We start from the raw sequence: 21,514 nt of genomic DNA, 5'->3' as shown, positions 1-21,514 counted from the left end.
TCTTAATTCTTTTTAGGCAAAAAAACTTACCACATCAAAATGTTATTATATTTACCAATTCATAACATCTTATTAAATACAATATGGAAGTTTTTCTTTTAGTGGTTTTATTTGGTTTTTTGATCTACATTATTAATAACTTAAAAAGTCGGTTTGACGGTCTTGAAGACGACATTAAAAGGCTTAGCAAAAAAATTGATCTTTTAAAAGCTGTCGAAAAACCTTCTGAAAACTTTGCCGTAAAAAATATTCCTATAATTAAGGAAGAACCTACAATTCCAAAATCAGAAGCGCCAATTGCCTCTTCTGTTGAGACTGTTAAAGAAAAAATTCCGGAAATTAAAACTGAATATGTCGATTTTTCTATAGAAACAAAAGAAACAAAGGCTACGCCTTTAGCGGAAAAAGTAATCTCAAAACCAGTAGAATCTAAAAATCCTCAAAAATCATTCTGGGAAAATTTCAAAGAGCAGAATCCCGACTTAGAAAAATTCATTGGAGAGAATTTAATCAACAAAATTGGAGTTTTAATTCTGGTTTTAGGAATTAGCTATTTTGTAAAATATGCTATCGATAAAGACTGGATCAACGAACCGGCTCGTGTTGGAATTGGGGTTTTGTGTGGCGTTCTTGTAATGGGAATTGCACATAAACTGCGCAAAAATTATGCAGCCTTTAGTTCTGTTATTGTTGCCGGCGCGATTGCGATTTTTTACTTTACAATCGGAATTGCTTTTCATGATTATCATTTATTCAATCAAACCATTGCGTTTAGCATAATGGTTGTCATAACCGCTTTTAGTGCATTAGTTTCATTGTCTTATAACCGAATCGAACTTGCCGTTCTTTCCTTAATTGGAGGTTTTGCAGTTCCCTTTATGGTGAGTACCGGCGAAGGAAATTACGTAGTGCTTTTTAGTTATATCATTATTCTGAACATCGGTATTTTAGCTATTGCCTATTATAAAAAATGGAATCTTGTTAATGTGCTTGCTTACGTTTTTACCATTCTGTTATATGGCGGATGGCTAGTGAAAGATATTACTTCTGAAAAACCACATTACGTTGGTGCTTTTGCATTTGGTTTCGCTTTTTACTTCATTTTTATTTTAATGAATATCATTAATAATATCAGATCAAAAGGAGAATTCTCTAAAACGCAATTAACCATTTTAGCCAGCAATACCTTTTTATTTTATGCGGCCGGCATGAGTATTTTAGCTAATTACCATCCTGAATACAGAGGTTTATTTACGGCAGCAATCGCATTATTGAATTTAATGTATGCTACGTTTTTATATAAAAAATTCGGATTAGATAAAAAAGCAGTATATTTATTAATTGGGCTAACGCTAACGTTTATAACGCTTGCCGTTCCAATTCAGTTTGAAGGCAATTATATTACTTTATTCTGGGCAGCCGAAGCCGTTTTGTTATTATGGCTTTCTCAAAAATCAAAGATTTCAAGCTATCGATTCGGTTCTGTAATCGTTCATGCTTTAATGATTATCAGTCTGATAATGGATTGGAATTTATTTTACAATAAAGGTTTAACGCTAAATATTATAATCAATCCAATATTTATTACGGGCGTTTTTGCTTTCTCTTCCCTATTTGGTATTTATTAAAAAATGAAACAGAAAACATTACCCTTTTTGGTCTTACTTTCAATCCTGAAAATTATAAAAACTATGTTTTAGTTTCAGGACTTTCTATTGCATATTTAACCGGTTTATTCGAAGTTATTTATCAATCTAATGTTCATATTGCAAGTTCAAACAGCGCGATAGCATTACCAATTCTTTATCATTTAATATTCTCAGTTGTATTAACTTCTGTTTTAATTAAAAACAAAACCAATATAGGATATCAACTTGCGATTGTAATTGCTATTCTCAATATTATTTTATTCACTTTCGGATTTTCAAATTATGCCTTTTTTGAGCATACTGAAATCATTTCCTCAGGAAAAGGACAGCCAATTGCTTTTTATCTGCATTATATTTCATTAGGAATAACTTTGTATTTTGGTTATCAGTTATTCCAGATAAAAAATCGCATCAATTTTGAGCTCTTTAAAAACCGTTATTTTATCTGGACAGTTGCATTTTTTATTATTTACATTGCGAGTTCAGAGGTAATGCTTCACGGTCTTGTTTTAATGAATTCTGCAATTACACCACAAGACGTACAAGCTAGCGGGCTTTATCCCGGTTACAAATCAGGAATGGCTTATTCTCATGAATATGTTGCCAATGAAATAATTAAAATAAGCAGAATCAAAATTATAAAAACGGGCTTTCCTGTTTTATGGGGAGTTCTGGCATTTGTATTTTTAATTATCGGAATAAAAAAACAAATCAAAACGCTTCGAATTATCGCTTTAAGTTTACTCGGATTAACGATCGTAAAATTATTTTTCTACGATATCAGCAACATTTCCGAAACCGGAAAAATCATATCGTTTATCCTTTTAGGAATCCTGATTTTGATCATCTCTTTTGTGTATCAAAAAATCAAAGTTTTAGTTATTGACGAAAACAAGCCAAATGAAAACCATGAAATTAAATAGTCTTTTTATTCTCTTATTTTTAACAAACCTTTCGTTTGCCCAATTTCAGACAACGGGAAAAATAAAAGAAGTTGCAGAAAATGGTTTCCATGAAATTGTTTTGTCTCCTGAAATCAGATCGTATTCAAAACAAGATTTAAGCGACATCAGAATTTTTAATGCGAAAGGAATTGAGGTTCCGTATTTTATCCAAAGTAATTCAGAAGCTTTGTTAAATACTTTTGAGGAATATCCTATTGTTTCAAAAACAGTTTTTCCGAAGAAAAGCACTTCGATTATTGTTGCTGTTCCATCTGTTAAAAACAACAATCAGATTTCGCTTTTTATTGCCAATGCTGATGTTGTAAAAAATTATTCTATATCAGGAAGTAACAATCAGACGGAATGGTTCGGAATATCAAATTCACAAATTTTAGACGACTTAAACAGTTCGTCAGAAGCCAGTGTTGTTAAGACAATTTCTTATCCGTTAAGCACTTATAAATATTTAAAAATTGATTTTGACGATCGAAAAACGCTTCCTATAAATGTTTTAAAAGTTGGAAATTTCAACACGCAGCTTCAAAAAAATATATTGCAGGAAATCAAACCGAAAAAAGCTGTAACAACTGAACTTGCATCTCTAAAACAAACGGAAATTCATGTTCTTTTTGAGGCACCGCAAATTATCAATCAAATTGCTTTTGAGATTTCGAAACCAACTTATTACAAGCGTAATGTTATTATTTATAAGAAAGTAGAACAACAAATAAAGCACAAATCAGAAATTTTCGACGAAGAAATTATTTCATTTGAATTAAATTCAAACACAAAAAACAGTTTTACAATACCCGAAATATTCGAAAAAGAGTTCTACATCAAAATCGAAAATAAAGACAATCAGCCTTTGACAATTTCATCTGTAAAATACAGTCAAAAACCAGTTTCAGTTATTGTCGATTTAAATGCAAATGAAAAATACAGCATAAAAACAGGCAATAAAAATTTGAATGAACCCGACTACGATCTTTCTGATTTTAAAAACAATATTTCGGGGAAATTACCTCAAACCAACATTTACGATATTAAGCAAATTGTTTCATCAAAAGATAAGGCTGAAAACAAATCTTTCTGGCAGCAAAGATGGTTCATGTGGTTGTGTATTTTATTGGGCGGAATTACAATTCTATATTTCACAGCAAGTTTGGTAAAAGATTTAAAAGAGAAAAATTAATTTAAATCTGAAGTGAAATTCCTGTTTGGAAATTAAATTTTAAGCTAATTTAATTTTGCTAGCGATTTAAACAAAAAACAGTGCGATTTTTCAGGTCGGTTTTTTCTTATTCTAAAAATTGAAATCCGCTAAACACGCACGAAACAACGGTAAATCAAAGTTTATCAAATGTTAACAAAATAGATTTTCAAAAACCATAAATAATTGTATTTTTACGGTTCAAAATTCAGAAAATAAATGGGCAAAATCATTGCGATTGCTAATCAAAAAGGAGGCGTTGGAAAAACTACTACATCTGTAAATCTTGCAGCCTCATTAGGTGTTTTAGAAAAGAAAGTATTATTGATTGATGCTGATCCTCAGGCAAATGCTACGTCTGGTCTAGGGATTGATGTAGAATCTGTTGAAATCGGTACTTATCAAATACTTGAACATAGTCACACCCCAAAAGAAACCATTATTAAATGTTCAGCTGTAAATGTTGATGTGATACCTGCTCACATTGACCTTGTTGCCATCGAAATCGAATTGGTTGATAAAGAAAACAGAGAATATATGCTTAAAAAAGCATTAGAAAGTGTTAAAGACGAATATGATTTTATCATCATCGACTGCGCACCGTCTCTGGGATTATTAACTTTGAATGCTTTAACAGCTGCTGATTCTGTAGTTATTCCAATTCAGTGTGAATATTTTGCACTTGAAGGATTAGGGAAATTATTGAACACGATAAAAAGTATTCAAAAAATACACAACCCGGACCTTGATATCGAGGGATTGTTACTAACTATGTACGATTCCAGATTACGTTTATCAAATCAGGTTGTAGAAGAAGTTCAAAAACACTTTAACGATATGGTTTTTGATACCGTTATTCAGCGAAATGTAAAATTAAGCGAAGCTCCAAGTTTTGGCGAAAGCATCATCAACTATGACGCAACTAGCAAAGGAGCAGTTAATTACATCAATTTAGCTCAAGAAATTATAAAGAAAAACAGTAAATAGTTTTTATGACAAAAGCAATTAAAAAACAAGCCTTAGGTAGAGGATTATCAGCATTATTAAAAGATCCGGAAAACGACATTACATCAGTAGAAGATAAAAATGCTGACAAGGTTGTTGGAAACATCATAGAGCTTGAAATAAGTGCTATAGAAATAAATCCGTTTCAGCCTAGAAGCAATTTTAATGAAGAATCGTTACGCGAATTAGCCACTTCTATTAAAGAACTTGGTGTAATTCAACCTATTACTGTTCGTAAATTAGATTTTAATAAATACCAGTTAATTTCTGGAGAACGTCGTTTACGTGCTTCTACTTTAGTTGGCTTAACTACGGTTCCTGCTTACATTCGTATTGCGAATGATAACGAATCGTTGGTTATGGCTTTGGTTGAAAACATTCAGCGCCATGACTTAGACCCAATCGAGATTGCTCTTTCTTACCAACGTTTAATTGATGAAATTCAATTAACACAAGAACAAATGAGTGAACGCGTGGGTAAAAAACGTTCTACAATTGCCAATTACTTACGTCTTTTAAAACTGGATCCGATTATTCAAACGGGTATTCGTGACGGTTTTATTAGTATGGGTCATGGTAGAGCCATCATCAATATTGAAGATTTAGATATTCAGACTGATATTTACCAAAAAATCGTAAGTCAGAATTTATCTGTTCGTGAAACAGAGACTTTAGTAAAAAATTATCATGAAAGCTTAAAACCAAAAGCAGAAGGAAAGGCTAAAACTGATTCTTCGTTTATGGTTAAAGAAACGCAAAAAAACACTTTCAATGATTATTTTGGTGCGAAAGTTGATGTAAAAGTCGCTGGCAATGGTAAGGGAAAAATCACAATTCCTTTTAACTCAGAAGCCGACTTTAATCGAATTATAAAATTAATAAACGGATAGTGAATAAAATTGTCCCCATAAGCTTTTTGTTCTTTCTCTTAGGAACCGTCTCTCTTTTTGCTCAGGCAAAAACAGAAACGGTTTTGATCGCTAAAGACACTACTAAGTTAGAAGAAATAGATCCGCTTACGCCAGCAAAAGCAGCCTTTTACTCCGCAATTTTACCAGGTTTAGGACAGGCATACAATAAAAAATACTGGAAAATTCCATTAGTTTACGGAGCAATTGGAACGAGTATGTACTTTTATATCGATAATGATAGAAAATATAAAGATTATCGTAATGCCTACAAACGAAGATTAGAAGGTTATAATGATGATAAATATCAATTTTTAGATGATAGCCGACTTATTGCCGGACAAAAATTCTATCAGCGAAACAGAGATTTATCAGCCTTATTTGTTGTTGCTTTTTACGCCTTAAACATTATCGATGCCAATGTTGACGCCGCTTTGATTCAGTTTAACGTAAACGAAAGATTATCAATGAAACCTGAAATTTATCCCAACGATGTAACGTTTAAACCAAATGTTGGACTAACTTTTAATTACAAGTTTTAATTAGATTTCATTTCTATTTAAAATTCAAAAAAATACACAAAATGAAAATTGCGCTTTTAGGATACGGAAAAATGGGTAAAGTAATCGAAAGAATTGCTTTAGAAAGAGGTCACGAAATTGTTCTGAAAAAGGACGAATTCAATTCTTATGACGGACTTTCTACAGCAGATGTTGCTATCGATTTTAGCGTTCCTACTGCTGCCGTTGCTAATATTTCGAATGCTTTTAATGCTAATGTTCCTGTAGTTTCCGGAACAACAGGATGGCTGGAACATCTGGACGAAATGGTAGCACTTTGTAATGAGAAACAAAGTGGTTTTATCTCAAGTTCTAATTTTAGTTTAGGCGTAAATATTTTCTTTGAACTAAATGAATATTTAGCCAAAATAATGTCGCAATTTGATTCGTATAAAGTGACGATGGAAGAAATTCATCATACTCAAAAATTAGATGCTCCAAGCGGAACTGCAATTTCTTTAGCAAAAGGTGTTATTGAAAACAGTAATTACGCTAACTGGACTTTAGAAGAAGCAAAAGGAAACGAAATTCATATTGAAGCAAAAAGAATTGGTGATGTTCCCGGAACTCACACTGTAACTTATGACTCAATTGTAGATAACATCGAACTTAAACATACTGCCCACAACCGTGAAGGTTTTGCTCTTGGAGCCGTAATCGCTGCCGAATGGTTAGCCGGTAAAAAGGGAATTTATAGTATGAAAGATGTTTTAAACTTAAAATAAACGGATTTAAATTTTAAGGCCAAAATCAAAAACCTTAAACTTGAAACTTTAAACAATATATTATGACACTATATCTTTGGTTTGTTTTTTTCTTAGCAGTACAAGTTATTCATTTTATAGGAACATGGAAATTGTATCAGGCTGCCGGTCGAAAAAGCTGGGAAGCTGCAATTCCTGTATACAATTCTATCGTTTTAATGAAAATAATTGGTCGACCAACCTGGTGGACTTTGTTACTTTTCATTCCGATTATTAACCTTATCATGTTTCCGGTTATTTGGGTTGAAACTTTAAGAACATTTGGTAAAAAAACAACTTTAGATACTTTTCTAGGAATTTTTACTCTTGGTTTTTATATCTACTATGTAAATTATACTCAGAAATTAGAGTATAATCCTGATCGTAAATTAACGCCTCAAAACAAAACAGCTGATACTGTAAGTTCGTTACTTTTTGCTATTATTGTGGCAACTTTAGTACACACTTATTTAGTACAGCCCTACACAATTCCAACTTCATCTTTAGAGAAATCATTATTAATTGGTGACTTTTTATTTGTAAGTAAAGTGAATTACGGACCAAGAGTTCCTATGACAACGGTAGCTTTACCAATGGTTCATGACACAATACCATTTTTTAAAAGAAAGTCGTATTTAAGCTGGCCACAATTGCCATACTTTAGATTACCTGCTTTTGAAAAAATAAAAAGAACAGACATTGTCGTTTTTAACTGGCCGGTTGATACTGTACATTATTTCTACGAACCAAAAGGAAGACCGGGCGTTATAAAACCGATCGACAAAAAATCGAATTATGTAAAAAGATGTGTTGGTATTCCCGGAGATAGTTTATCTATAAAAGATGGTTTTGTTTTTATCAACGGAAAAAAATTAGTTTTACCGGAACGTGCTAAGCCACAATATTCGTATTCTGTTGCTTTAGACGGAAAAACGCCTATTGATTTTGAAAGTTTACTAAAAGAATTAGATATTACTGATGGAGCTGGTTTTAAAAGCGAAAAAAGAGATACTCTTTATTTTAGAGCGCTAACAGAAGCTAGTGCAGAACGCCTTAAAAATACTCCAGGAATTACGGCTGTAACAAGACAAATTGATAGAGGAAATGACAATGCCATTTTCCCACACATCAACAAATGGAGTCAGGATAATTTTGGCCCAATTTATATTCCTGAAGCAGGAAAAACAGTTGCGCTAACCAATGAATCGCTTCCTTTTTATAAAGAAATTATCACCAAATACGAAGGAAACACCCTAGAATTAGATGGTTCTCACTTTTTAATAAACGGAAAACAAACTAATTCATACACCTTCAAACAGAACTATTACTGGATGATGGGAGACAACCGTCATAACTCAGAAGATAGTCGCTATTGGGGATATGTTCCTGAAAATCATATCGTAGGAAAACCTGTTTTTATCTGGATGAGCTGGGACACAAACGGCAAAGGAATCAATAAAATTCGTTGGAACAGAGTTTTTACTACTGTTGATGGTGAAGGACAACCACAATCTTATTTCAAATACTTCTTAATACTTCTTGCAGTTTATTTTGTTGGAGAATTTTTCTGGAGAAAAAGAAAAGAAAATAAAGCATAAAACAAACGTTTATTCGTTGAACTGGTAAATCGTTTAATCGTTTCTCAAAAGTGCGATTAAACGATTTACCGATTAAACAAAAAAATACAATGACTTCTTCCCTATTACTTCCTACCTATTTTCCGTCGATTAGCCACTTTGCAGTTATGGCGCAATCTGAAAATATTACTTTTGAGATGGAAGATAATTTTCAGAAACAGACCAATAGAAACCGTACCTATATCTATAGTCCGAACGGGATTCAGTTATTAAATATTCCTGTTAAGCATTCTAAAACATTGCATCAAAAAACAAAAGATGTTTTGATAGAAAATGAATTCGACTGGCAGAAACAGCACTTTAAATCTTTAGAAGCAGGATACAGAAGTTCTCCTTTTTTTGAGTTTTTTGAAGATGACATTCGTCCTGTTTTCGAAAAACAACATAAATTTTTGATGGATTTAAATCTGGAAGTTTTAGATATAGTGACTAAATGTCTGCGAATGAAGTTAGAGTTTGGAAAAACTACTGAATATTTTCATGAAGTAGAAAATATTTCAGATTTCAGATATTTAGCTAACGGTAAAAAAGACACTAATTCATTCGAAAAATATACGCAGGTATTTGATGACAAACACGGCTTTATAAACAATCTAAGCGTATTAGATTTGCTTTTTAACGAGGGTAAATTTGCAATGGATTATTTAAAAACGCAGAAATTAGAAGTAATATAAAACATCTTCTACTATTTTTTAAAATTGGAATTTGGCTACGATTCTTCGGGATAAAAAAATGAAATTCTTAATTTATTTATTCCATAGAAATTCTCGCCATAATTGGATAATGGTCTGAATTTTCAAAATCAGGAAAGCTTTCAAATTGCTTTACTTTCATTTTACTATCAGAAAAGATATAATCAATTCTCGCTGGATAATAACGGAACTTATAAGTAGCTCCAAAACCTGCTCCGGCTTCTTCAAAAGAATCTTTTAGTTTTCCTTTAATACTTCGGTATACGTATGAAAATGGACTGTTATTCATGTCTCCACAAATAATGATCGGACTTTTACACTGCTTAATATTTTCTTTAAAAATTTCAGCTTGTTCCTGCTGTTGCCTAAAACCTTTACTTATTCTGCTGTAAATCTGTTGCGATTTTTGCTGATTTACATTATCAATATCATTCGAAATTTTGTCAACATCAGGAGAAATCTTAATCGACTGTAAGTGCATATTATACACACGGATAATATCTTTTCCGAGTTTTATATCAGCATAAATTACATTGTTATCTGAATTCGGAAAAATAATGTTGCCTTCATAAAGAATAGGAAATTTAGAAAAAATAGCCTGTCCCGTTTTAATCTGATTTCCATCAATAAAAATATAACGGTGCGGATAGACTTTTAAATCCAGATGTGCTGAATTTGAATATTCCTGAATGCATAAAATATCCGGATCTTTTTCGTCTATGAAAGTTTTAATATTTGATGGAATATCTTCGCGATCTAACCACTTGAAAACATTAAAAAGACGCACATTATAACTCATTACAGAGAAATCTTGTTCATCTTTAACGTATTCTTTTGGCGAGAATTTATAAAATTTACTAATGAATGTAATTCCGGTTAACAATACCAAACCAGACAAAATAAGGCGTTTCTTAAACTGAATTGCCCAAAAGATAAAGAACAATCCGTTTAGCACAAAAAATGCTGGCATAAACAGTGTAAGCACCGATAAAAGTGGAAAGCTTTTAGGTGCCAGAAAGGGTAAAACATAGATACTAAATGTCAGTACAGTTAATACTATATTCAGAAAGAACATTATTTTATTAAACCACGAAAGGTTTTGCATGTTTTCTTTATTACAAGGATTATTTTCCTGCTTTAAACAAAAATTCTTTTTCTTCTTTGGTTAGGCAATCATAGCCGGACTGGCTGATTTTATCCAAAATTTCATCAATCTGTTGTTGCGTTTTGTCTTTCGTAACAATTTTTGATATTGGTTTTTGCGTAGGTTTATTATAATTCTTGTGAACTTTTTTGAAGGGGGTCGATGATGATTTTCTAAAAAGATTAGTAAAAAAATCTAATATTCTGGAAATCACTATACTCAAATCAGTTCCGTTTTGAAGCAATTTAATAAAAATAAAACCAAAAACAGCACCAGCAAGATGAGAAATGTGTCCGCCCATATTTCCAAGGCGAAACTGCATTAAATCTAAAATAAGAATTACTGCCGTAATATGCCACAGTTTTACATTACCAATTAATAGCAAACGAATGTTCATTAATGGCTGATAAGTTGTTGTAGCAACTAAAATTGCCATAATTGCAGCCGATGCGCCAACTATTGAGGCCGAATAATTTAAAAAGTAGTAACTTAATGCAAATATTACTCCGGCAAAAATGGCACTCAGAATGTATAATCCTAAATATTGTTTTTGAGTAAAATAAGTCAAAAATAAAGTACTCGAAAAATTAAGAACCATCATATTAAACAACAAATGCCAAAATCCGTAATGAAAAAAAGCATACGTTAAAAATGTCCATGGTTTAAATGAAAAAACCTGAGGATCTGATGATAAAGCTAACCAACTGGGGAACTCAAATTGTCCTACTGAAAACTGGTAAAAAAATATCAACGAAATAACAAAACAAGCTATATTCCAATAAATAACGCGCATTGCAATTCCACCTAACTTATATTGTAATTTTAAATCGTCAAGAATATTCATAAAAACTTTTTTTGTTTTATAATTGAGTATCTAAAGTTAAAAATTAATTCCAACGGTTCTTATTAAACTGATTTTTTTTCCAATATAACATCATTAAATAACCAGCGAGCGCTCCACCAACGTGGGCAAAATGGGCAATTCCTGTTCCACCACTACCAAACAAAGAACTTCCTTTAAAACCTAAAAATAAATCAACAGCTAAAATTCCAGGAACAAAATATTTTGCTTTGATCGGAATTGGAATAAACATTAGACCTAATTGAGCATTAGGAAACATAAAAGCAAAGGCTGTCATTAATCCATAAATTGCACCTGAAGCACCTAGAACAGGAGATCGTGTTATCACACTTACCTGAGCCAAGGAATTAAACTGCTCTTGAGTACAATGTGCATTATTTAAAATTGTTGCAATCTCACTTTGTATCATTTTTCCATTTGAATCAAATAAAGAAGAATAATCCGCATTTAAAATCAAATGAAGATCAGATTTTGACAAATTCAAATTAGACACAGAATCTAAAATAGATTGTATCTGCAAATAGTTAACTGCTGTATGAAGTAAAGCAGCACCTAGTCCACATGATATATAAAAAAATAAGAATTTTTTACCGCCCCAAAAATGTTCTAATGCAGATCCAAAACTATATAATGCAAACATGTTAAATAAAATATGTGCAAAATTAGGCCATGGTGCATGCATAAACATATGAGTAAGTACCTGCCAAATCCTAAAATTATTGCTTTCTGGATAAAACAATGAAAAATATTCATATGAAACTGGCACTAATTGCGAGCCAATAAAAAATATAATATTGATTATCAATAATTGTTTTACTACGGGAGTCATGTTCATCATATGGCAAACTTTTTATCTATGTCTTCAACACGCATTGTGATAAAGGTTGGTTTTTGAAAAGGTGAAATATTAGGATCTTTACAGGCAAACAAACCGTTTACCAAATTATCCTGTTCTTTTTCGGTTAAATAAGATCCTGTTTTAACCGCTAAACTTTTTGCCATTGATTTGGCTATTGTATCATTTTGACTGTAGCTGCTTGCCGGAATTCCGTCTTGCAAATCAGTTAATAATTGTTCAATTACCATTGAAACTTCGCTTTCTGTAATATTTACAGGAATTCCTGAAATTACAATATGATCGGTTTGCGCTTCTTCAAACACAAAACCGGTTGTTTCTAAGGAAGGTTTTAGTTCTTCAATTAATGTCATTTCATCTGAAGAAAAAAATAAATTCAACGGAAATAACAATTGCTGACTTGAAGCCTGATTAACTGTCATATTCAACAAAAATTGCTCGTACAAAATACGCTGATGGGCTCGTTGCTGATCGACAATAACCATTCCTGACTTAATTGGCGAAACGATATATTTTTTATGAATTTGATACGTTCCCTGACTCGCCTGCTCTATTTCATTATCATTAAACAAAGACGATGTTACTTCTTCATTTTCAAACGTAAAAGGCGAACTTTCAATACTTTCTGTATCCAAACCTACATATAAACTTTCCCAACTAGCTGTTGGCTCTACTCTTTTTGCATATCCTGAATACGAATTTGATCCGGAAGTAAAACTCGAACCTGAACCAGACCCCGAACTTGCTTTAGAATAATGCTGATTGGTTTTATCATCCGTGAAAGGATTAAAATTTCCATCAACCTGAATTGTTGGTGTTTCTCCTTCTAAATCTTTATAATGATAAGGCGTGTCTAAATTGGCATCACGATCAAAATCTAAAACCGGTGCCACATTAAATTGCCCTAAACTATGTTTAATAGAAGCTCTTAAAATAGCATATAAAGCTTGTTCATCATCAAACTTAATTTCTGTTTTAGTTGGATGAATATTGATATCGATTGTGTTGGGCGGTACTTGCAAGTACAGAAAATAACTTGGCTGAGAACCATCTTTCAAAAGTCCGTCGTACGCCGCCATTACGGCATGATGCAAATAGCCGCTTTTTATAAAACGATCGTTTACAAAAAAGAACTGCTCTCCCCTATTTTTCTTCGCGAATTCAGGTTTACAAACAAAACCCTGAATGTTTATAATCTCAGTATCTTCATTTACCGGAACTAGTTTTTCATTCGTTTTTCCCGAAAACATTCCCACAATTCGCTGACGATATCCTGCAGCGGGCAAATTGTACATTTCGCTGCCATTATGGTAAAAGGTAAAATGAATATTTGGATGTGCCAATGCAACACGCTGAAATTCATCCATAACATGGCGAAACTCAACTGTATCTGATTTTAAGAAATTGCGACGTGCCGGAATATTAAAAAATAAATTTTTAACTGCAAATGAAGTTCCTTTTGGTAAAACGGCCACTTCCTGCGATATAAATTTGCTTCCTTCGATTACAATATGCGTTCCCAGTTCTTCCTGATCTTGTTTGGTTTTCATTTCCATGTGCGCAATTGCGGCAATAGAAGCTAATGCTTCTCCGCGAAAACCTTTTGTACATAAGGAGAATAAATCTTCGGCCTGGCGAATTTTTGAAGTTGCATGACGTTCGAAACACAAACGTGCATCGGTTACGCTCATTCCTAAACCATTATCAATAACCTGAACTAATGATTTTCCGGCATCTTTAATAATTAATTTGATGTCAGTTGCTTTTGCATCTACAGCATTTTCCAGCAATTCTTTCACAACTGAAGCGGGTCTTTGAACCACCTCTCCAGCGGCAATTTGATTAGCAACGTGATCAGGAAGTAATTGAATAATACTCGACATTTAAAATTTTAGATTGGAGATTAACGATTTAAGATTTTGATTTAAAATCTAAACCAAGGTGTACAAATTTAATGAATTTCTCTTGGGTTTTAGAACTTCATCTGTCATAAAAAAAACAAAAAACCTATACTATTTTTACACAGCATAGGTTTTAGTATTATTAAAACGATTGTGTTTTATTCTTTTTCGATTTTTCGTGGAGTTTCTTCAATTTGAATTGCACCAGAAACCAACAACGGCTGATTGAAAGGATGTGACATTGAAGCTTGCTGACGAATATAAGCCATTTTTATAGCTGCAATTGCTGCTTCAGTTCCTTTGTTTCCGTGAATTCCTCCACTTCTGTCAATAGACTGTTGTATATTATTGTCTGTTAAAACACAAAAAATAACCGGAATATCGGTTTGAACATTCAAATCCTTAATTCCTTGTGTAACGCCTTCACAGACAAAATCAAAATGTTTGGTTTGTCCCTGAATTACACATCCAATAACAATAACCGCATCTACATTTTGGGTTTGCAGCATTTTTTTTGCGCCATAAATCAGCTCAAAACTTCCGGGAACATTCCAACGGATAATTTGCTGTTGCGGAACATCACAATCAATTAAGGCTTCAAAAGCCCCATTGTAAAGTCCTTCGGTAATAGTTTCATTCCACTCAGAAACAACAATCCCAAATCGAAAGTCTTTCGCATTTGGGATTGTGTTTTTATCGTATTCTGATAAATTTTTATTTTCGGTAGCCATCTGTATATTTAGATTTTAAATTCTCAAATACAAATCTACAATCTTAAATCTTAAATCTAAAATTATTATTGCGCTAATCCAATCAATACATCAACAGAAGCTGCTTCCGGAGTTGCATCGAAGTTTTCTTTAATATCTGTAAAATACTTTAAAGCATCTTCTTTCTGACCTAAAGCTAAAGCAGTTTTACCAGCTTTTAATAAGAAACGTGGTGTTGTAAAATCGTTTTTATTAGATTCAGCAGCTTTTACGTAATAGTCTAAAGCTTCTTTTTGTTGATTTTTTTGAGAGTAAGCATCTCCAATTGCACCTTTTGCCAAAGCACTTAAGATTAAATCTTCAGATTTAAAATCTCCTAAATATTTAATTGCCTCGTCAAATTTACCAGTATTTAAATAAGCCATACCAGCATAATAGTTCGCTAAGTTTCCAGCATCTGTTCCAGAATATTCGTCAGCAATTTTAATGAATCCGAATTTACCTTCAGAACCATTTAAAGCTAATTTATATAATGAATCGCTTGCAACACCATTAGTTGCTTTATCAAAATTTTGTTGAGCAACAAACATTTCGTTTGCAGCTTCATCTTGCTTAGGAGCTTCGATAAATTTTTGGTAAGCCAAATATCCAATTGTCGCAACTGCAATACCAGCAACTAAACCAATAATGATTTTTTGATTTTTAGCAACCCAATCCTCAGTTTTTGAAGCAGTTTCATCTAATTTTGAGAAAACACCAGCTGTTGTGCTGTCTTTTTCGTCAATAATCACTTGTTGTTCTTCATTTACTTCTTTAACTTCCTTTTCTTTTGGTGCTTTATATCCTCTTTTATTGTAAGTAGCCATTTAAAATTAATTTAGTGAACGGCAAAAATAAAATTTTTATTGAAACTGAAGTAAAAAAAATCAATTTTATATCTATTTAATACTAAATATTTTCGATAATCTGTGTTTTTTTCTTATCAACATCAAAACAACATAAAATAACTTACTTTAAATGAATACCTTACACACAAACTTAAAGAATTATAACACTCATTTTTTTACTGTTTAAAATCTACTTTTTATCAACCGGGAATATTATTTAGTGATAGATTTTTAAGATTATCACTAATTAAGCGTTTAAAGAATTAAATTTGCCATACAAATCCTTTTTAATCATTTAATCTGCCACAGAAAAATGGAATTAAAAAGTGAAATACCATTATAAATATTAAATTCTACCTTAAATAGAGTTCTTTAAAAAATGCATTTAAACAAAATTTCTTTATTCAATTATAAAAATTTCTCTGAAGCGAGTTTTGATTTCGACATCAAGATCAATTGTTTTGTTGGCAAAAACGGAATTGGTAAAACAAACGTGCTCGATGCAATTTATCATTTGGCTTACGGAAAAAGTTATTTTAATCCGCTTGCAGTTCAGAATATTAAACACGGAGAAGAATTTTTTGTTATTGATGCCGAATTAGAAAAAAACGAAAGAACAGAACAAATTGTTTGCAGTTTAAAAAAAGGACAAAAGAAAATCCTGAAAAGAAACGGAAAAGCTTACGATAAATTCTCCGATCATATTGGGTTTATTCCACTGGTAATTATTTCTCCCGCTGATCGGGATTTAATTGTAGAAGGAAGCGAAACGCGCCGTAAATTTATGGATAGTGTAATCTCGCAATTAGATTCGACTTATTTGCATGAACTTATTCAATATCAAAAAGTAATTGCGCAGCGAAATGCGCTTCTTAAATATTTTGCTTTGAATCATGTTTTTGACAACGATACCTTATCTATATATAATGAGCAGTTAAATGGTTTTGGAAAATCTATTTTCGCAAAGAGAAAAGATTTCCTCGAACAATTTATACCTATATTTAATGTACATCATCAGGCTATAACCGGTTCTGAAGAAACTGTTCAATTGGTTTATGAAAGTCATTTATTCGAAAAAGACCTCTTAACGATTTTACAGGAAAACATCAATAAAGATCGTGCATTGCATTATACTAGTGCCGGAATTCATAAAGACGATTTGTCTTTTGAAATTGATTCGCATCCAATAAAAAAATTCGGCTCACAAGGCCAGCAAAAATCTTTTTTAATTGCTTTGAAACTGGCTCAGTTTGAATTTTTAAAGAAGCAAAGCGGCGTAAAACCACTGTTGCTTTTTGATGATATTTTTGATAAACTCGATGAAACGCGAGTATCAAAAATTATCGAAATGGTAAACAGCGAAACTTTTGGTCAGTTGTTTATTTCAGACACGCATCCCGAACGTACCGAAGCGATTGTAAAATCGACACATCAGAGTTATAAAATATTTAATTTATGATTTATTTTTTGCTACAAATTTCACGAATTAACACGAATTAAAGCTTTGACAAAGTTTTGAACTTTGCCAAGTGAAACAATAAGTAATTTAAAAATTAGCGTGAATTCGTGAAATTCGTGGCAAAAAAAATCATTAATTTAGCCCAAACAATACTTAAAAAACAACTGCAATAAATACTGATTATGCTAACGAAAGAATCATTGCAATTTTTAGACGATTTAAAAAAGAACAACAATAGAGACTGGTTTCAGGATCAAAAAAAACGATACGAAATCTTCAAAAAAGATTACCATCAATTGGTGAGTGACTTTTTGGATGCAATGAAACCGCTTGATCCTTCATTAGAATTATTAGAAGTTAAAAATTGCACTTTCAGAATCAATCGTGATATTCGTTTTTCTAAAGACAAATCGCCTTATAAAGCACATTTGGGTGTCTGGCTTTCGTCTGGTGCAAAAGGCCAGAATCGTTCGGGATATTATGTGCATATTGAAAAAGGCGCCAGTTTTATTGCCGGTGGATTTTATTCACCAGATCCCGACCAATTGAAAAAAGTCCGTAAAGAAATTGCCTTTTTTCATGATGATTTAGAAGCTATTTTAGCCGACAAAAACTTCAAAAAGGAATTTGGAAATTTAGATTTCGATGAAAACAATTCACTAAAAAATCCGCCAAGAGGTTACGAAAAAGACCATCCGGCAATTGAATTTTTAAAGTTGAAAAGTTTTACGGCTACTCAAAAATATGATATTGCTGAAGTGACTCAAAAAGATTTCGTTTCTAAAATGAGTAAAAAACTGATCGCCTTAAAACCTTTAAACGAATTCATTAATCGTGCTTTAGAAACGGAAGAAGAATTTTAAATTTTTATTTGCCACGAATTTTACGAATTCACACAAGTTAATTCGCGGAAATTTGTGAAATTCGTAGCGAAAAAACTCAAATTATTGAATGAAAAGAAAAATACTTTTTCTGGGAGAATCTTATCGCGCAGACGCCATTACGTGGATGAAAGGCCTGAAAGAATTTGGCGATTTTGAAATTATAACCTGGGAACTTCAAACACCAAGTAATTCAAAACTTAATCGATTGAAGCGTATAGCAGAATATGGCTTCGCTCCTCTTGCAATTAGAAAAATAATTCGCCAACAAAAACCGGATATGGTTATTGCTGAAAGAACGACAAGCTACGGTTTTCTTGCCGCTTTATCAGGATCTAAAACCATTGCGGTTGCACAACAAGGAAGAACTGATTTATGGCCGGAAGGTTCTGTTTTATATCCTTTTAAAAAATTCATTCAGAAATATGCTTTCAAAAAAGCACATTTAATTCACGCCTGGGGCCCTGTAATGACAATTTCTATGAGAGAAATTGGCGTTGATATGAGCAAGGTTTTAGTTATTCCGAAGGGAATTGATTTATCACTTTTTGCTCCTTCAACTAATAATCTAACTAAAATTGAAGCTATTGTAACGCGTTCTTTACAACCGGAATATCGTCACGATTCTATTATAAAAGCTTTTGCTGTTTTACATCAAAAAGGAATTGATTTTTCGTTAACGATTGTTGGCGATGGTACAAGATTGCAATTTTTGAAAGACTTAGCCAAAGAGTTAAATATAGAAAACAAGGTGATTTTTACCGGAAGAATTCCGAATACAGAACTTCCTAAATTATTACAGCAATCAAATATTTATATCAGCATGCCCATTACCGAAGGCGTTTCGGCATCGTTGTTTGAGGCAATGGCTTGCAATTGTTATCCTGTGGTTTCTGATATTCCGGGAAATCAAAGTTGGATCAAACATCGCGAAAACGGACAATTAATTGAAATTGATAATATCGAAATGCTGGCGGAAGAACTGATTTGGTCTTTTCAAAATGTAGAATCCCGAAATGAGGCTATTTTACGAAATAGAAAATTTGTAGAGGAAAATGCTAATTATGATATTAACATGAAGGTTATTGCAGATAAATATCATGAGTTGCTTTCGAAATAATTAACCGCAAAGTTCGCCAAGGTTACGCTGTGAAAGCTAAGCTTTGCGAACTTTGCGTTTTACAAAATCAGCAAGTAAAAAAACCTTGCGCGCTTTGCGGTAAAATCTAACAGCCAACAGTTGTGAAAATCCCAATTGGCTTAATAATTTTTCCTTCAGAAGCTGGCTTAGATAAATATAGTGTTGGACTCGAAACATTGTAATGATTTGCTGTATCAATAATCAAGTCTAATTTATCATCGCCATCAATATCACCTGCAAATAATATAGTAATCATTTGCTCATCAAAATTTTTCTTCGCTGTTAAAAGCTCTGTTTGTTTATTCCCATCAACAGTTGTTGTCAAGTAGAGTTTATAATTTGAAACTATCATCCAATCTGAATCTACCGCTGCTTTTTTCTTTTCTCCGGTTGCATACAAAGTATATTTAATACCTTTAAAGTCAAATTTAAGATCTTCATCCGGATAAACATACTCACGTAATTTTATACTTGACACATTTCTATCGGCTAAATAAGGAAGTTTTTCGATTAAAACTACGCAGGTATCTTTTGTTGAAGCACTAACTTCCCAACCTGTGTGTTCACTTTCGTCTTCGTCGACTATAGCATCGTAGGCAGGTTTAATGGTTATTTTAGTTTCAGTAAGTGTGTAACTCTCTTTATTTTTAAAAAGACCAAACCAAACTTTCTTATTGAAGTTTTCATCAACTTCATCATGATGAAATGTTTCTAATTGTAGCATTTTAACTGGCAACATACTGTCAACAGGAAAAGAAAATGTATCGACTAAAGACACTTTGCTACTGTCAATTTCAGGATTATCAACTGCCTTTTTAGCTGTCTTTGCCACTATTATTTTATTATCAGATTTATTACAGCTTAACAATTGAAACATTATAATTAATCCAAACATCATTTTAAAAACTGCTTTCATATTTTTATTTATTGACTTTTAAAAATTCCCATCAAACATACAAAAGATACATTTAATCCATTAAAAGATAAGATAAATAACAAACCTAATGTTCTCATAATATTGAAGAAACTAAAATTCATAAAGAGAACGGAAAATGAACAACAATAAGCAGCGTCACAATTAAAGAAATGCAGCAATTTATTGAAGCGATAAAATAAAAGCTGTTTCATGATTAAAAACTCTTTTTGGATTCGGTTCTTTTGAAGAAAATTTATCTCGGTTATTTTCTAGAAATCCAACTCAAATAAATTATAATCCTTACTTTTGAACTCAGAATTATCCCGAAGTTTCGGAATTAAAAAGCCCTTTTATTTATGGAAATCCAATCCAATTTTTCTTTAAAAAACTATAATACTTTTGGCATTGAAGCCAGCGCCAAACAATTTGTTGCGGTACATTCAGTTGAAGAACTAAAAACCATCTTAGAAGAAAACAAAAACGAGAAAAAATTTATTTTAGGCGGAGGAAGCAACATGCTTTTAACAAAAGATATTGATGCTCTGGTTATTCATATTGATTTAAAAGGCAAGAAAATAATTAAAGAAGATGATGATTTTGTGTGGGTTGAAAGTCAGGCTGGCGAAACGTGGCACGATTTCGTACTTTATACAATCGAAAACAATTTTGGAGGTTTAGAAAACATGTCGCTGATTCCGGGAAATGTCGGCACAACTCCGGTTCAGAATATTGGAGCTTACGGAACCGAGATAAAAGACACTTTTGTTTCTTGCGAAGCGATGAATATTGAATCTCAGGAAATGAAAACTTTCAACAATGCCGAATGTAATTTTGGATATAGAGAAAGCATTTTTAAAAATGATGTTAAAGATCAATATATTATTACGTCTGTGGTTTATAAATTGACAAAACGCAATCATAAAATAAATACTTCGTATGGAGATATTACGGCTGAATTGGCTAAAAACAATATTTCAACTCCAACACTGAAAGATGTGAGCAATGCGGTAATTGCGATAAGACAAAGCAAATTACCGGATCCGAAAGAATTGGGAAATAGTGGCAGTTTCTTTAAAAACCCTATTATATTGAAATCCGATTTCGAAAAAATTCATCAAAAGTTTCCTGAAATGAAATATTATAAAGTTTCTGAAACCGAAGTAAAAGTTCCGGCTGGCTGGTTAATTGAGCAAGCGGGTTTTAAAGGAAAACGTTTTGGCGATGCCGGAGTTCATAAAAATCAGGCTTTGGTTTTAGTAAATTATGGAAATGCAACGGGACAGGAAATTTTAGCGGTTTCGAGAGAGGTACAAAAAACAGTTTTTGAAACTTTCGGAATTCATATTGAGGCTGAAGTAAATGTGATATAAAACACAAATTTCACAAAATTTGCTCAAATTAAATTCTTG

At 32.3% G+C, this 21,514-nt stretch carries 20 protein-coding genes; 13 read left to right on the top strand and 7 right to left on the bottom strand.

Annotated features, from left to right (window positions below):
• Positions 1 to 83: 83 nt before the first annotated feature.
• The 9 genes from EV143_RS21970 (at position 84) to EV143_RS10615 (ending at position 9,330) form a co-directional block, all read left to right on the top strand.
• Positions 84 to 1,628: a DUF2339 domain-containing protein gene (locus tag EV143_RS21970; protein ID WP_317128067.1), complete on the top strand. Its 1,545-nt coding sequence runs from the start codon at positions 84 to 86 to the stop codon at positions 1,626 to 1,628.
• Positions 1,580 to 2,572 carry a DUF2339 domain-containing protein gene (locus tag EV143_RS21965; RefSeq protein WP_317128070.1) on the top strand — a complete coding sequence of 331 codons (993 nt, stop codon included), beginning with the start codon at positions 1,580 to 1,582 and terminating at the stop codon, positions 2,570 to 2,572. The genes EV143_RS21970 and EV143_RS21965 overlap by 49 nt, the downstream gene beginning before the upstream one ends.
• Positions 2,550 to 3,785, top strand: a complete 1,236-nt coding sequence (locus EV143_RS10645) for a hypothetical protein (RefSeq protein ID WP_208111265.1) — start codon at positions 2,550 to 2,552, stop codon at positions 3,783 to 3,785. The genes EV143_RS21965 and EV143_RS10645 overlap by 23 nt, the downstream gene beginning before the upstream one ends.
• A 237-nt stretch (positions 3,786 to 4,022) precedes the next feature.
• The gene (locus tag EV143_RS10640) at positions 4,023 to 4,790 is read left to right on the top strand and encodes a ParA family protein (protein ID WP_133507912.1); all 768 of its coding nucleotides are present in this window, start codon (positions 4,023 to 4,025) and stop codon (positions 4,788 to 4,790) included.
• Between the two features lie 5 nt (positions 4,791 to 4,795).
• Positions 4,796 to 5,698: a ParB/RepB/Spo0J family partition protein gene (locus EV143_RS10635; protein WP_133507911.1), complete on the top strand. Its 903-nt coding sequence runs from the start codon at positions 4,796 to 4,798 to the stop codon at positions 5,696 to 5,698.
• Complete coding sequence (locus EV143_RS10630) at positions 5,698 to 6,258, top strand: DUF5683 domain-containing protein (RefSeq protein ID WP_133507910.1); 561 nt, start codon at positions 5,698 to 5,700, stop codon at positions 6,256 to 6,258. The genes EV143_RS10635 and EV143_RS10630 overlap by 1 nt, the downstream gene beginning before the upstream one ends.
• Positions 6,259 to 6,299: 41 nt before the next feature.
• A complete protein-coding gene (gene dapB / locus EV143_RS10625) occupies positions 6,300 to 7,001 on the top strand; it encodes a 4-hydroxy-tetrahydrodipicolinate reductase (RefSeq protein ID WP_133507909.1) in 702 nt (233 codons plus the stop codon).
• Between the two features lie 62 nt (positions 7,002 to 7,063).
• Positions 7,064 to 8,617 carry a signal peptidase I gene (gene lepB, locus EV143_RS10620; protein WP_133507908.1) on the top strand — a complete coding sequence of 518 codons (1,554 nt, stop codon included), beginning with the start codon at positions 7,064 to 7,066 and terminating at the stop codon, positions 8,615 to 8,617.
• 89 nt (positions 8,618 to 8,706) lie between these two features.
• Complete coding sequence (locus EV143_RS10615) at positions 8,707 to 9,330, top strand: WbqC family protein (RefSeq protein ID WP_133507907.1); 624 nt, start codon at positions 8,707 to 8,709, stop codon at positions 9,328 to 9,330.
• Between the two features lie 76 nt (positions 9,331 to 9,406).
• Here the strand turns inward: EV143_RS10615 and EV143_RS10610 are convergent, their stop codons facing one another.
• The 6 genes from EV143_RS10610 to EV143_RS10585 all read right to left on the bottom strand — a co-directional run bounded on the left by EV143_RS10610 (position 9,407) and on the right by EV143_RS10585 (position 15,687).
• Complete coding sequence (locus tag EV143_RS10610; RefSeq protein WP_166638138.1) at positions 9,407 to 10,453, bottom strand: endonuclease/exonuclease/phosphatase family protein; 1,047 nt, start codon at positions 10,451 to 10,453, stop codon at positions 9,407 to 9,409.
• Positions 10,454 to 10,472: 19 nt separating this feature from the next.
• Complete coding sequence (locus EV143_RS10605) at positions 10,473 to 11,336, bottom strand: rhomboid family protein (RefSeq protein WP_133507906.1); 864 nt, start codon at positions 11,334 to 11,336, stop codon at positions 10,473 to 10,475.
• A gap of 43 nt (positions 11,337 to 11,379) precedes the next feature.
• Positions 11,380 to 12,192: a rhomboid family intramembrane serine protease gene (locus tag EV143_RS10600; protein WP_166638137.1), complete on the bottom strand. Its 813-nt coding sequence runs from the start codon at positions 12,190 to 12,192 to the stop codon at positions 11,380 to 11,382.
• Positions 12,189 to 14,093, bottom strand: coding sequence for a DNA mismatch repair endonuclease MutL (gene mutL / locus EV143_RS10595; protein ID WP_133507905.1), 1,905 nt, complete (start codon positions 14,091 to 14,093; stop codon positions 12,189 to 12,191). Before mutL ends, EV143_RS10600 begins: the two co-directional genes overlap by 4 nt.
• 176 nt (positions 14,094 to 14,269) lie before the next feature.
• A complete protein-coding gene (gene ribH, locus EV143_RS10590; RefSeq protein WP_133507904.1) occupies positions 14,270 to 14,842 on the bottom strand; it encodes a 6,7-dimethyl-8-ribityllumazine synthase in 573 nt (190 codons plus the stop codon).
• A 65-nt stretch (positions 14,843 to 14,907) separates the two neighbouring features.
• Positions 14,908 to 15,687, bottom strand: a complete 780-nt coding sequence (locus tag EV143_RS10585) for a tetratricopeptide repeat protein (protein ID WP_133507903.1) — start codon at positions 15,685 to 15,687, stop codon at positions 14,908 to 14,910.
• A gap of 400 nt (positions 15,688 to 16,087) precedes the next feature.
• Here EV143_RS10585 and recF point away from each other — a divergent pair, with 400 nt between their 5' ends.
• From recF to EV143_RS10570, 3 genes are all read left to right on the top strand, one after another.
• Entirely contained in the window at positions 16,088 to 17,167 is a 1,080-nt protein-coding gene (gene recF / locus EV143_RS10580) for a DNA replication/repair protein RecF (RefSeq protein ID WP_133507902.1), read from the top strand.
• A 182-nt stretch (positions 17,168 to 17,349) separates the two neighbouring features.
• Positions 17,350 to 18,030 carry a DUF2461 domain-containing protein gene (locus EV143_RS10575; protein WP_133507901.1) on the top strand — a complete coding sequence of 227 codons (681 nt, stop codon included), beginning with the start codon at positions 17,350 to 17,352 and terminating at the stop codon, positions 18,028 to 18,030.
• A gap of 88 nt (positions 18,031 to 18,118) precedes the next feature.
• Positions 18,119 to 19,168 (top strand): glycosyltransferase, encoded by a 1,050-nt coding sequence (locus EV143_RS10570; RefSeq protein ID WP_133507900.1) that lies wholly within the window; start codon positions 18,119 to 18,121, stop codon positions 19,166 to 19,168.
• A 106-nt stretch (positions 19,169 to 19,274) separates the two neighbouring features.
• Here the strand turns inward: EV143_RS10570 and EV143_RS10565 are convergent, their stop codons facing one another.
• On the bottom strand, positions 19,275 to 20,105 hold the full coding sequence (locus tag EV143_RS10565; RefSeq protein ID WP_133507899.1) for a hypothetical protein: 831 nt from the start codon (positions 20,103 to 20,105) through the stop codon (positions 19,275 to 19,277).
• A gap of 356 nt (positions 20,106 to 20,461) precedes the next feature.
• Here EV143_RS10565 and murB point away from each other — a divergent pair, with 356 nt between their 5' ends.
• A complete protein-coding gene (murB, locus tag EV143_RS10560) occupies positions 20,462 to 21,475 on the top strand; it encodes a UDP-N-acetylmuramate dehydrogenase (protein WP_133507898.1) in 1,014 nt (337 codons plus the stop codon).
• Positions 21,476 to 21,514 lie beyond the last annotated feature (39 nt).

The organism is Flavobacterium chryseum (genome assembly GCF_004362015.1).
GTDB lineage: Bacteria > Bacteroidota > Bacteroidia > Flavobacteriales > Flavobacteriaceae > Flavobacterium.
Note: the sequence above shows the minus strand (reverse complement) of the source record. Positions and strands in the feature narration are given on the sequence as shown.